The sequence below is a fragment of the Gimesia alba genome, assembly GCF_007744675.1.
In the GTDB taxonomy this organism is placed as follows: Bacteria; Planctomycetota; Planctomycetia; order Planctomycetales; family Planctomycetaceae; genus Gimesia; species Gimesia alba.
The window spans coordinates 6235717-6248077 of sequence record NZ_CP036269.1; the positions used below are offsets into that span (position 1 = coordinate 6235717).

At 50.9% G+C, this 12361-nt stretch carries 11 protein-coding genes and 1 tRNA gene; 10 read left to right on the forward strand and 2 right to left on the reverse strand.

What is annotated here, in order from left to right:
• Positions 1-86: 86 nt before the first annotated feature.
• Complete coding sequence (locus Pan241w_RS23100; protein ID WP_198000098.1) at positions 87-1832, reverse strand: 30S ribosomal protein S1; 1746 nt, start codon at positions 1830-1832, stop codon at positions 87-89.
• A 180-nt stretch (positions 1833-2012) separates the two neighbouring features.
• Entirely contained in the window at positions 2013-2930 is a 918-nt protein-coding gene (locus tag Pan241w_RS23105) for a formylglycine-generating enzyme family protein (protein WP_232107247.1), read from the reverse strand.
• Positions 2931-3082: 152 nt separating this feature from the next.
• Here Pan241w_RS23105 and Pan241w_RS23110 point away from each other — a divergent pair, with 152 nt between their 5' ends.
• From Pan241w_RS23110 to Pan241w_RS23155, 10 genes are all read left to right on the forward strand, one after another.
• Entirely contained in the window at positions 3083-3664 is a 582-nt protein-coding gene (locus Pan241w_RS23110) for an isochorismatase family protein (RefSeq protein WP_232107248.1), read from the forward strand.
• A gap of 74 nt (positions 3665-3738) precedes the next feature.
• A complete protein-coding gene (locus Pan241w_RS23115; RefSeq protein WP_145220394.1) occupies positions 3739-4938 on the forward strand; it encodes a pyridoxal-phosphate-dependent aminotransferase family protein in 1200 nt (399 codons plus the stop codon).
• A 259-nt stretch (positions 4939-5197) separates the two neighbouring features.
• Positions 5198-5271 (forward strand) — tRNA-Asp (locus Pan241w_RS23120).
• A gap of 107 nt (positions 5272-5378) precedes the next feature.
• The gene (locus Pan241w_RS23125; RefSeq protein ID WP_145220396.1) at positions 5379-6077 is read left to right on the forward strand and encodes a hypothetical protein; all 699 of its coding nucleotides are present in this window, start codon (positions 5379-5381) and stop codon (positions 6075-6077) included.
• 5 nt (positions 6078-6082) lie between these two features.
• Positions 6083-6526, forward strand: a complete 444-nt coding sequence (locus Pan241w_RS23130) for a hypothetical protein (protein ID WP_145220398.1) — start codon at positions 6083-6085, stop codon at positions 6524-6526.
• A gap of 36 nt (positions 6527-6562) precedes the next feature.
• The gene (locus tag Pan241w_RS23135) at positions 6563-7246 is read left to right on the forward strand and encodes a hypothetical protein (protein ID WP_145220400.1); all 684 of its coding nucleotides are present in this window, start codon (positions 6563-6565) and stop codon (positions 7244-7246) included.
• A gap of 170 nt (positions 7247-7416) precedes the next feature.
• Positions 7417-7923 (forward strand): hypothetical protein, encoded by a 507-nt coding sequence (locus tag Pan241w_RS23140; protein WP_145220402.1) that lies wholly within the window; start codon positions 7417-7419, stop codon positions 7921-7923.
• Between the two features lie 357 nt (positions 7924-8280).
• Complete coding sequence (locus Pan241w_RS23145) at positions 8281-9162, forward strand: Ig-like domain-containing protein (protein WP_198000099.1); 882 nt, start codon at positions 8281-8283, stop codon at positions 9160-9162.
• A 166-nt stretch (positions 9163-9328) separates the two neighbouring features.
• A complete protein-coding gene (locus tag Pan241w_RS23150) occupies positions 9329-11242 on the forward strand; it encodes a pyruvate kinase (protein ID WP_198000100.1) in 1914 nt (637 codons plus the stop codon).
• A gap of 233 nt (positions 11243-11475) precedes the next feature.
• Entirely contained in the window at positions 11476-12267 is a 792-nt protein-coding gene (locus Pan241w_RS23155; RefSeq protein WP_145220406.1) for a hypothetical protein, read from the forward strand.
• Positions 12268-12361 lie beyond the last annotated feature (94 nt).

The window sequence follows — 12361 nt, forward strand, 5'->3', positions numbered from 1 at the left end:
TGACCAATCAACGACTACAAAAAAATGGCATCTCACTTTTAGAGGAGATGCCATTTTTTATTTGTAGTCTTAATATATCGCGTCGACTATTTGTAATCGTTGGGATTTCCAAACAAGCCGCCACCACTGGAACCGGATGTGTCTTCTGCATTGCCGCCGAGCAGTGGCCCTTTGCGTTTTCGTTCATAGGCTGGCTGCTCTTCTGCCTGCTCGGCAGGAGCATCCGGCTTGTCAATCAATGCTTTGAGTGACAGACTGATTCGCTTTCGGTTGGTATCAACTTCGAGCACCTTCGCTGTGGTTTCCTGACCTGTGGTCAAAATTTCTGTGACCCGTTTCACACGACGGTGGTCCAGTTCACTGATATGAATCAAGCCTTCCAGGCCGGGTTCCAATTCGACGAACGCGCCAAAGTCGGTAGTTCGAGTGACTTTCCCCGTCACGGTGGAATCGGCTGCGTAACGATCTTCCGCCAGCTGCCACGGATCCTGCTGCAGTTGCTTCATCCCCAGACTGATGCGGTTTTTCTCGCGATCAATCTTGAGAATTTTTACATTGATCTGCTGCTGTTCGCTCAAGGCATCTTTGGGATGTTTAATACGGTTCCAGCTGATCTCGCCGATATGCAGAAATCCGTCAATTCCGCCGATATCGACGAACGCGCCATAGTCCTTGATGTTTTTGACTGTTCCCGTATGCTCCTGACCGATGGCCAGTTTTTCCCACAGTTCTTTCTGAATTTCTTCTCGTTCTGCTTCGAGGTATTTGCGGCGGCTAACAACCAGATTTCGTTTCTTGGGGTTCACCTCCGTAATTTGCACAGTCAACTTTTGACCTACGAACGGTTCCAGATCTCCTACGAAATACAGATCGGCCTGACTGGCGGGCAGGAATCCTCTCAGACTTCCAACATTCACTTCCAGTCCGCCTTTGTTCGATTTATTCACCACGCACTCAACGACCTGACCTGCAGAGACGGCATCCCAGTCACCTGCGGGTTTGTGATGTCCGCGTGGTAATGAAAGTTGAATCAAACCTTCTGCTTCTTTGATGCTGGTGATTTTGACGTCGATTTCCTGTCCGACTTCAGGGGGCTTATCGCCAAACTGTCGCAGAGGAACAATGCCGGGGGTCCCCAGTGCCTTGCTTCCCAAATCAACAAAGACATCGTCGTTATTGATCGATTCCACGATCCCCTTCAGACGATCGCCTTCGGCCAATCCCTCATCAGCGGGAGTTGCTGCTGCTGGTGTCGCTGCGGTGCCTGCGGCAGCGGCTTCAGCGGCCGCTTCTTCATCGCTCAACGTTTTCGGAAGTTCCTGACCTCCCTGTGCTGTCAGAGCAGCGGCCAGTTCCGCTTCGAGTCCTTCGCCCAGATCATCAACTTCAGGTGGAATATCAATGGGAACAGCGGCTTCGGCAATCTGCAACATCGCCGCTTCCTCAAGTTCTTCCTGTGAAGCTGCTTCAGTTGGGGCTTCTTCCCCTTCCGCTGCTTTCGGTTGAGGAGGCATGCTGGTACCGGGTGAAGGCTTTGCTTTGAACTGCTCCGGATCGACCTTGGGTTTCAGCTGGATTTTGCGTTCGGTCTTAGCGGGCTCCGGCTGCTCAGAAGCTTCTGCCGCTTGTGGACTCTCTTCACTGCCTGTTTCTGCTGTCGTCGCCGATTCAGCAACCGGTTCGGCCTGAGGTTCTTCCTGTGGAGCAGAGGCTGCAGCTTCAGCCGTCACATCAGCTGCGTCGGCAGACTGACCTTGATCGGCGGGTGCATTCGCTTCCACTGCTTCTTCACTGGTTTTGATTTCTTCAGTTGATGGTTGTTCTGAACTCATGGGAGATGAACTTTCTCGCCTAATTACATACATTAAAAACAGGATTGATTTGAAACCGGATTGCCTGGCTCATCGCGAACTGGATCCCAATTTATACCGGAACATCAGATTTCATGCGAAACGCCATCTGGACTATGTAAAAGAGTATCACCGCTGCTACGCCCCTGCAATTCGCAGAGCCTAGTTTTCCGATTTTTTCACTTTTGCTTTCACACAACGTAACCCTAATGCAGGACTGGTACTTGTTGGTGCAATCTTCGCTCGAAATGCCGATCGATGACCGTCATAGCGGTCCATCCAGGAGCCGCCCCGTATCACGCGAGGTGAATCAGGAGCCCCTGAGCCCCATACACTACCATCCACAGGGGCATTTTTATAGGTCTCGTGCCAGGGATCTGCGACGAACTCCCAAAGGTAGCCGTGCATGTCATACAACCCCCACGGATTTGGCTTCAGAGCACCAACGGGGGGATCATTGCCGGCGGCATTTCCGGTATGCCAGGCGTATGCGTCCAGGTTTCGGGCCAGTTTGCCTGCATCACCCGGCTTTTGTGCTGCATCACCAAAACTGTATTCCGTCGTTGTTCCGGCCCGACAGCAGTATTCCCATTCGGCTTCCGTGGGCAGCCGGATTTCTTCATCGGCGGCGATGAGCCCGTTTTTCCGTAGCAATTGGGTCAATTTCTGACAAAACTGATTGGCGGTTCGCCAGTCAAACATTTCGGCGGAATTGCGAGGGCCTTTCCAGCGACTGGGATTCTCTCCCATGACAGCCTGATACAAGTTTTGCGGGACTTCATATTTGCCGATCCAGAAATCTTCGGCAAAAGTCACCGTATGAACAGGCATCTCCGCAGGCAGACCTTTCGCAGAGCCCATTTGAAACGATTTCGGGAATTTGCCTTTACCGGGCGTAATCGGCACCAGCTCTTCAACAAACAGTTTCAGTAACGCGGCCTGTTTTGCATCGGTAGCGGCACCAGCGGCTTTCTCCTGTTTCTCGTCTGCCGAGAGCAAGCCAGACCCCAAAACAGACAGGAACATTCCCGACAGAAGAAACGGTCTGATATACGCGGCAATCGTTTTGTGATGTTTCATGTGCTTCACTACTGCTTCTGAATTTGTTAGGGTACTCTTTTGAATCCTATTTTATCAATGCGGGATGGAATCCGAAAGTGGAGTGACGATTCGCGAGCCTGCTTCGATCCATTCTGTCACGCTTTTTTCTGTTTTGCCAGTCAGGTTAATCCATGTCAGAATCAGTTCCCTCGTTTCCTCGCAGCATTGATTTGCTTTCGCATCAGGAATGCCAACTGGTCATCGTCGATGTGCAGGAAAAGCTGGTCCCTGCGATTCCCGTTTCTAAAAAACTGATTCACCGCATCCAACAGTTAATTCAGGCAGCCACCCTGTTTCAAGTTCCCGTGAGTTGTACCGAGCAATATCCCAAAGGGCTGGGCCCCACGATTCCGGAACTCGCCTCGCTGCTGCCGACTCCCATTGAAAAACTACGATTCAGTGCAGCCGAATGTTTGGGTTGGGGCGGTGCTTCCAATACCATCGATAACCGGACGAAAATCGTACTGACAGGAATTGAAGCGCATATCTGTGTGCAGCAAACCGCTCTGGATTTGTTAGCCGCCGGTTATCGCGTTATCATTCCCATAGATGCCATTGCCAGTCGCAATCAACTGGATTGGAACTTCGCCATCAAACGCATGGAAAATTCGGGAGCGTGTATTACCACCGCCGAATCGATCCTGTTTGAATGGTGCGAGGTTGCGGGCACCGATGAATTTAAACAGATCAGTCGCCTGGTGACTGGAAAATAAACACCGACCTGGAATATCGTTTGCGAAAAATTAAATCCTTTCTGAGCATTTTTAAAGTATAAAGAGCAAAAGCCATGATCACCGAACACCATCTTCACAGCCCGATTCAACCCCCACGTCGCACTCTGATGGGCCCTGGTCCCAGTGATGTCTCTCCCAGCGTTCTGTCAGCAATGGCCTCACCGACAGTCGGACACCTTGATCCGTATTTCCTGCAAATCATGGATGAAGTCCAGGACATGCTCCGAACGATTTTCCATACCACAAACGAACTCACGCTGGCTGTCAGCGGTACCGGCAGTGCCGGAATGGAAGCCTGCGTGGTGAACCTGCTCGAACCGGGAGACAAAATCGTCGTCTGCACGAACGGCGTGTTTGGCGGCCGGATGGCGGATGTTGCCAGTCGGATTGGTGCGGAAGTCGTTCAGATCGAACGCCCCTTCGGCGAAGTTTTTTCCGTTGAAGAAGTGGCAGAAGTCGTCAAAAAAGAAAAACCGAAAGTCGTCGGCATCGTGCATGCAGAGACATCTACGGGAGCCGCCCAATCGCTGAAAGAAATTTCCGAAGTCGTCCATGAAACGGATGCATTGCTGCTGGTTGACTGCGTGACCTCACTCGGCGGAATGCCTGTGAAAATTGATGAGTGGAATGTTGATGCCGCCTACAGTGGGACGCAGAAATGCCTGAGCTGCCCTCCCGGTCTGGCCCCAGTTACATTCAGTTCCCGCGCCCTTGCCGCCATGGATGCCCGCAAGACCAAGGTTTCGAGCTGGTACCTGGATATGTCCATGGTCCGTGCTTACTGGGGCGGCTCACGAGCCTATCATCATACTGCACCGATTAACATGAACTTTGCACTGCATCAGGCGTTGCGACTGGTGCTCGATGAAGGTATGGAAAACCGATTTTCGCGTCATTATGCCAATCATTGCGCCCTGAAAGCCGGTCTGCAGGCGATGGGAATTCAGTTTGCGGTCGCCGATGACCATCAGCTTCCGATGCTCAACGCCGTCAAGATTCCTGACGGAATCGATGATGCCACCATTCGTGGCCAGCTGTTGAACTGGTTTGGCATCGAAATCGGTGGCGGCCTCGGCCCCATGAAGGGCAAAACCTGGCGGATCGGCCTGATGGGAGAGAGTAGCCAGAGTTCGCATGTGCTGCTGTTTCTGGCGGCCCTGGATCAATGTCTGCTGCATGCGGGCTACCAGCTGACACCCGGCGCCGGCGTAGCTGCTGCAAATGATTTTTACCGCACAACAATTACAGACTAACCCCAGGCGGTCGCTAAGTTTCGTTTTTTTGATCGAATAAGACGGTTATATTTAATGAGTTCCGACGAGAATTCCGATTCCTAAGATACGATTCTCATATGACTTGCCGACCATCGCAGGTCGCGTTATATTGGGATCATCACGCAAGGGAAGCATCCTTTGCGTGCCGTCGAGAGAATTTTCGAACATTCTCACGAATTTTGTGTCGAATGAGTGGCAATCACGAAAATCTTTGCCTATCATTTCCGACCACCTGTAAGGGGCCGTAGCTCAATTGGTTAGAGTACCGGACTGTCGATCCGGGGGTTGCGGGTTCAAGTCCCGTCGGCCTCGCTTATAGTGTTATCTGATTAAGGGACATCGAATTATTGATTCGGTGTCCCTTTCTTTTTGAATCAGCCTGCTCCTGAACGCCCCACTAAGACCAGGGAGAGCTAAAGATGCCTGAGTATCAACTATTGCTCCTGGGGATCGGAGCCTTACTTGGCTTCTTTTTTATCCTGATTGTTTCAGTCTGCATGTGGGAAAAACAGGCGATTCAGCCGTTTTATTTTCCAGATGACGGTGAAGAATATCCACTCGTCGATGCCGCCGCTGAGGCAAACCAGGAAGCTGCTAAGCTCGGCTTTGAATACGGCTGCCTTTGTCATTTTGGAAAAGCAAAAATGTATCGAGTGCGGTATGACTTCTGGATCACCCCCGATTGCTCAATGATCGCCACCGTCAGTGGTGGCGAGGTCGCCAAACTTCCCTGTAAAGGGATCTGGCTTTATTCAAAATCTGCAGATGGTCGTATTCTCTGTACCACGAATGAAATCGGGGAGCAGGACATTTCCGGCGTCATGGAACAATCAACCTGGACAGATTACGGATTCAAAGAACTCCATAAAAAACATTTGCAGCGGCTAAAAGAAATTGCGATTGAACCTTTTGAAGCAGACAAACCACTGGCTGGCTATTTCGAGATCAGAAAAATGAAAGCGGATCTACTCGTCAACGCGAAGGATGCTTATTATACCGATGACGAGGGGCTGGTCTGGCGGTATACACTGAAAGGTGCACTCAAGTTCTATTTTATCTCCCAATGGGTACGTCCGCTAAAACGTGGTTTACGTTCCATTGGTCTGGTTAAAGACTAATACTGATGCAAACATTCGATGAAATGAAAGCGTTCCTGCTGAGCCATGAAATCTTTCAAGACATGCTGACGATGGATCTGAAACAAACCGACCTTTCCATTTCTGAAGATATCGAAACTGCGGACAACTTTGTCAAAGAACTCGGCTTTAAACCACTGGGTAATGGCTGGAATGAACTGGACCAGCCCACTGCTTTGAAATCACTCACCCAGGTGTTATATCTGAGTCAGGCGTATAATATGGAACTAATGCCCTTTGAAACAGCACGAGAGATCGCCAAAGGTTTCCTCGAACTGTTTGACAGCTATAACGCATCGTATTATGCCAACGGAGATTTCCAGTCACAGTCTGCTGGCTGGAATCCGCTGACAGAATCCACATTTGACATGGCAGTCTTAGTGATGGATCATGAATCGATCGGCATCATCTGCGTTGAGGACGAGGACTGAAGACATCGAAGCTACCAGCAAATTCAAGGTAATCATGTGACAGTCGAAGACCAAACTCTGACCGTTCAACAACAGCCACGTCTGAGTGTTCGCGTTCGATTACTCATGGGGATCCTTTTTCTGTTGCTGGCGATCGTTGTTGTCGCAATCTTGCGTCTTCCCCCCAAGCTTGAGGCAGGTCAGGTGATCGATCAATTTGGCGTTTATCGTTTTCCTGCGGGCGGACATCAGTTCGAGATCAAAAAAACGGCGGACAATAACGTACAAATTATACTCCATCGACGGATTACGGAGGTCAAACTTTTTTCCATCCCCGTTTACTCAAGGTTGGCTGCAGACAGACCGATCTCATTTGAAGCGGAACGGGGCTGGTTTGTTTCTGTAGACCGCTATCAGCGACTTTGGATCTTCCACGGCCTTTGGGACAAGGAGTGGGGCGCACCACGCCCTATGCCTTCAGGAGGGACAGTGCCCTACGCACCCGCGGTTCTCATGCAGGGCTCCTGGTTTTTACCAAGCGGCAAATTGGTATTAGGTGGTAATGTTGTGAGTGAAACAGGTGAATGGGCGGGCGTTCCTTCCGCTTTTTTTGATCGACTACCAGATAAAAACCAGGAACTCTCCGTCTGGGGAAGTATCCCGCCGATTCCGGTATCGCCTCCCCGCTTCACAAAGCAGCAGCAAATGATGCTTGAGCAGAAACTCAATGCTCTCCGCTAAGATTTACAATCTCCCAAGAGACCTATTTTAGAAATTTTCAATCGGTCATTGGCATGTTTCAGAGAATTCTCTTCAATAAAAATAACTTGATCCTTGAATCACAACCCGCTAACGTGAGCCTGAAGAAATTCCATTTGGATTCCCTATAACAGCCAGATAGGAATAGTGCCATGAACCAGTCTGATAGCAAGGTCTACATCTATAATACCGTTGACGGTGAGATGCACCATTACTATGTTTCTCCACTTTCACACGATCTTGGCTTTACAACGGGCTTGCCTTCTGAAGCAATTATGGGAGAGCTGACAAATGGTCCGGAAAATATCACGCCAGAATTCTTCCAACAGAATACTCAGTTTCTTGAATTCCTTGCGGGTGTGATTGGCAAGCATGCAATTCATTGCCCGGGATTAATAGCCGAGACAGAAAGACAACAAAACGGCTATGTGTTTATTCTCGATCGACGAACCCCCACACCAGAAGATGGCGTTCCTCCAGAAGATATCATTGGATATGTTGAAATCAAGAATGGCCAAATGTTGCAGTTTCACAGTTCTCCCAATTATCGAATCTTCACAAAAGATGGTTTCATGAAACTTGAACGCTGGATGCATGAACGATTGCTTGAAGAACTGAAAATCGTAGCAGGCGTCTCTGCTACCGAAGACACGAAATAACCTTGTAATTGATCGCTCTCATAATAAATTCTACACCCTAAGGAATTCTCATATGCCAACTGGTCCCTCGCGCAAAGAGAAACGACGTCAAGCCGCTCTCCGCGAGCTGGATCTAAAGACAGCAGAGTGCAGCATGCGCTGAGTTTCAACGAAGTTTGAAAAGCAATTAGATCTCGTTTAAGAACAGAACGGACACAATTCTTTGCAGTTTTGTTTGCATTAATCATTTCTTCCATTACAGTAGACGCAGCGTGGATATACACATACGTATCCCCAGTCAGAAACTACTGATGTCTCTGTTTGGCATGCACTACGGGGTGCTTCAAGCGTTCGTTCAATAAATAAAGGATGAGACTCATGCAAAGAATCTGTCAAACTCGATTGCTGATCCTGGTATTGTTTCTTTGGACTTGCCCCGTCTATTCCGCTGCCGCTGAAAATCTTCCCTGGTCGCCCGGTCAAGCGACAGGAGAAATGAATTCACCGAAAGCCGGAGATCAGAAAACGGCTTGGGCTGCGCTGGCACAGGACAAGGGCGCCGAATGGATCAAGCTGGAATACAAGACCCCCGTTGAAGTATACGCGGTTCGCATTTATGAAAACTTCAACCCCGGCGCCGTCAGTAAAGTCACGGGATTCGACAAAGCGGGAACGGAAGTCCTGATTTGGGAAGGGAAAGAGCCTCTCAAAAAAGCGCCAAATATTTTCGAAGTGAAGCCAGAATCCAAACTGGTCTCGCAATCAATCAAAGTTTATCTCGACACCAAACGTGTCAAAGGCTGGAACGAAATTGATGCCGTCCAACTGGTGAGTAGCAATAATAGCAAACAATGGGCCACCAAAGCTTCGGCCAGCAGCACCTATGCATCAAGAGCCGGCAGAAGCGAAGCTCAGGAAATCACCTGGGACTCATTGCCGCCATCCGTGGTGAAGACGGTTCCCCAGGCGGGCAGCACAGACGTCGATCCTGATCTCAAAGAAATTTCGGTCACTTTCAGTAAAGACATGCTCACAGATCGCATGTGGGCTGTCGTCCAGATCTCGAAAGCATTGTTTCCCAAAACCAGAAAAGGGATTCACTATCTGGATGATCAACGCACCTGCGTGATCCCCGTCGATCTTGAGCCGGGTAAGATGTACGTGATGTGGTTCAATCGGGGTCGTTATAACAGTTTTCGCGATACCGAGAACAACCCTGCTGTCCCCTACCTGCTGGTGTTCAAGACAAAGTCGAAATGAAGCTTGATGAAATGATTGTTAAGAACAACGCTGAAATGAAGCACGCCGTTGACAGACAACTTCAGTCTGATACGATTTTTAAATCGCGCTACACTTAGAACGATCTACGATCAGAAGTGGATTTTTTTCATTTCATCACAAATTCGGCTTCCGGAGAGGATGCCCTTTGACTTTGGAACACAGCACTACCAGTTCTGGCTTGACGTCGGAAGACTATGAGCCGGTACTCAAAGAACTTGCCACCATCCGCTCCGAGATGGTCATTGAGGCAGATCGCTCCCGGTCTCTGCTGGATCAGGTTCACCCCTGCTACCGGGAAAGTGCGCGTAATCTCCTGCATTACCTGGCACTCCGTCATCACGACATCCGACCGTTACAAATCCGCCTGGCAGCGCTGGGTCTCTCCTCGCTTGGACGCGCCGAGTCGCATGTGATGGCGACCGTCGATGCGGTACTGGATGTATTACACCGCCTGGCGGGACACTCCCCGGAACAGTCTGCTGCAGAACCGGCAGCCATCAATTTTGCGACCGGGGAACGACTGCTGGTTGAACACACCGAAACATTGCTCGGTCCCGCCGTCCCCGGGCGCTGGGTCCGAATTATGGTCACCATGCCGAGCGAGGCAGCCGACGATTACCACCTGGTCCACGACCTGCTGCAACAGGGCATGGATTGCATGCGGATCAATTGCGCACACGATGATGCGACTGCATGGTTGCGGATGATTGAACACCTCAGACGGGCAGAAAAATCATTAGGGCGATCGTGTCAGGTCATTATGGATCTGGCAGGCCCCAAGCTGCGCACCGGGCCTCTGGAGCCAGGACCGGCGGTCGTCAAGATTCGCCCACGCCGCGATCTCCTGGGACGAGTCACCGCCCCCGCACGGGTCTGGCTCTTTGCCGAAACTAATCCCCAACTGTCGCCTTCCCCCGCCGATGCCTGCCTACCCGTTCCAGAACCGTGGCTCTCCCGGCTGCATCTGGACGAAAAAATCCAACTCACCGACGCACGCGGCTCCCGGCGCACTTTGACCATCGTTGATCTCACTGATGAAGGGTGCTGGGCAGAGGCGGTTCAAACGACCTACATCATTCCCGGCACAATCCTGAAACATGAACACAAACTCGCAAAGGCAAAGCATCGCGAAGCGGCAGTCGGCGACATAGCGGCTACGGAAAACTATCTCACATTGTTTCAGGGCGACCAGCTCATTATCACCCGGAACCTCGAACCGGGACGTCCCGCGACCCACGACAGTGCGGGAGAGGTGCTGACTCCGGCACAGATTGGCTGCACGATCCCCGACGTGTTTAATGATGTTCGTGCCGGTCAGTCCATCTGGTTCGATGATGGCAAGATTGGCGGCGTCATTGAAAAAGTAGACAGCACACGCGTGCTCGTTCGCATCACGCAGGCGCGTTTGAGCGGCGCGAAGTTACGCGCCGACAAAGGCATCAATCTGCCCGAAAGTAATCTGAGCTTAAATGCCTTAACCGACAAAGATCTCGAAGACCTGGCCTTTGTCGCACAACACGCCGATGTCGTCGAGATGTCGTTCGCCAATCGCGCGGAAGATGTCGAAATGCTCCAGCAGCATCTGACAACTCTGGATGGCCGCCAGCCCGCAATCGTTCTGAAAATTGAAACGCGGCGCGGCTTCGAGAACCTGCCCGACATGTTGCTCACCGCCATGCGATCCCCCTGTTGTGGCGTGATGATTGCCCGCGGCGATCTGGCCGTTGAAAGCGGCTTCGAACGGCTGGCGGAAGTTCAGGAAGAGATTCTCTGGATCTGTGAAGCCGCCCATGTCCCCGTGATCTGGGCCACTCAGGTTCTAGAATCTCTGGCTAAAGAAGGGATGCCGTCCCGTGCAGAAATCACGGATGCGGCCATGGGCCACCGGGCCGAATGCGTCATGCTCAACAAAGGCCCACACGTACTCCACGCCGTACGAACGCTCGACGATATCCTGCGACGGATGCAGTCTCATCAAACCAAAAAACGAGCCATGCTCCGCGAATTACGGCTGGCCACACATACGCCGTCCGAGAAATCGGATGCAACAACAGGCTGACCCGACGCTTCATTTTCTCCTGATGCGTCTGAATGATTGCTGAGGGCGTTCCATTCGGCGACAAGACAAAATCCTGCACCATTTCGAAGAGCAACAATTGTGCGAATTTCGTTGTTGACAAAGTCTCTGAGTCAAATATGATCATATGTACCTTTTGGTAATTCATTTCTTAACGTGAAATCCAATCTGGATTTTTCGAGTAAACACAACCATGCGGGCAAAAGGAATGACTCATGAACTATTCACTCACTCCGTTCCCCGACCAACCTTCCTCGGAAACGCCTTTCGAATTACGTGAACGATTTCCAGATATTCGGGAGTCGCTCGCCCCGCGTCCGAAACCGGATCACGCACAAGCGATTGGTAATTCGGCACTGCTTGACCTGATTGTTGAGACCCTGCTGGACGTGACTGTGCCGTTTTTTATCACCCACTGTCACGAGGCAAACGGTGATCTACACCTCTCTGTAACCGCAGCAGGCGGCGGGCATCAGGTCTCTGCAGGAGATGAATTACGCGGCGGCTTGTTCATTCGCAACTCGGAATCGTGTCGTTTTGAAACGCTGATCTGTACGCGGCTCTATCGGGTGATTTGCGAAAACGGTGCCTTAATGGAATGTGATAAAGAACAAGCCTTTGCCATTCCTATCACAGACGCGCCTCCCGCAGACTGGCAGCTCAAAGTCAGCCAGGTGATTCAGCATTCGTTTGATGAACAGTACCTTCAATTTGACTTTCAGCGATTTCAGGCAACCACTAACGAGATGATCGTGACGCCTTACGAATTTTTGTGCCATCTGGAGGCGCAACGTCTGATTAACGAAGACGAACAATCTGAGATCTTAGCTGCCTTTAACGACAATGCCGACTTCACAATGTATGGCCTCATCAACGCGGTGACCCAGACCGCACATGAACATCGTGCGAGTGATCGCTGGCTGCGTGCCTTTGAGATCGAACGACTTGCTGGAGAAATTCTGCGCGGCGACCATCACTTACCCGCGTTTGACTTTGCATACTCTTGAGATACCCACTGGTCATGTATGATTGCCGCTTGCCAAAATAGTGATTCCCCTTAACTCAGACGAAATCTGAAATAAATAGTGGGCTACAAAGGGA

Bases quoted from the DNA above. Each gene is read 5' to 3' on its own strand.
- Pan241w_RS23100 (WP_198000098.1), bottom strand. From the start codon at position 1,832: ATGAGTTCAGAACAACCATCAACTGAAGAAATCAAAACCAGTGAAGAA.
- Pan241w_RS23155 (WP_145220406.1), top strand. From the start codon at position 11,476: ATGAACTATTCACTCACTCCGTTCCCCGACCAACCTTCCTCGGAAACG.
- Pan241w_RS23110 (WP_232107248.1), top strand. From the start codon at position 3,083: ATGTCAGAATCAGTTCCCTCGTTTCCTCGCAGCATTGATTTGCTTTCG.
- Pan241w_RS23130 (WP_145220398.1), top strand. From the start codon at position 6,083: ATGCAAACATTCGATGAAATGAAAGCGTTCCTGCTGAGCCATGAAATC.
- Pan241w_RS23105 (WP_232107247.1), bottom strand. From the start codon at position 2,930: ATGAAACATCACAAAACGATTGCCGCGTATATCAGACCGTTTCTTCTG.
- Pan241w_RS23140 (WP_145220402.1), top strand. From the start codon at position 7,417: ATGAACCAGTCTGATAGCAAGGTCTACATCTATAATACCGTTGACGGT.
- Pan241w_RS23145 (WP_198000099.1), top strand. From the start codon at position 8,281: ATGCAAAGAATCTGTCAAACTCGATTGCTGATCCTGGTATTGTTTCTT.
- Pan241w_RS23125 (WP_145220396.1), top strand. From the start codon at position 5,379: ATGCCTGAGTATCAACTATTGCTCCTGGGGATCGGAGCCTTACTTGGC.
- Pan241w_RS23115 (WP_145220394.1), top strand. From the start codon at position 3,739: ATGATCACCGAACACCATCTTCACAGCCCGATTCAACCCCCACGTCGC.